Below are 272 nucleotides of genomic sequence, written 5' to 3' on the forward strand. Positions count from 1 at the left end.
CTGCAACGCCTCGTTGCCGGTAACCAGAATCACGCGGCGGAATTGCAAGGGTGGCGGTGTGGCCTGCCGGATCATTTCGAAGGAACGTAGCGGCACAGTAAAACGGAATACACTGCCCAGATTCGGGGTTGAGCTGACATCCACCGTGCCTCCCATCCAGACAACCAAACGTTTGACAATCGCCAACCCCAGGCCAATGCCTCCGGCGCGGGTATCCTCACGGGCATGGACCTGCTCAAACTCATGAAAAACATCTTTCAACTGGGCTGCCG

General features: G+C 57.4%; 1 protein-coding gene. It reads right to left on the minus strand.

The window, feature by feature from the left end:
* Positions 1 to 261: sensor histidine kinase (locus tag Q4563_RS19925; RefSeq protein ID WP_303605750.1), on the minus strand; the 261-nt coding region annotated here is incomplete at its 3' end.
* Between the last annotated feature and the right edge of the window lie 11 nt (positions 262 to 272).

The sequence above is a fragment of the Gilvimarinus sp. 1_MG-2023 genome (assembly GCF_030548285.1).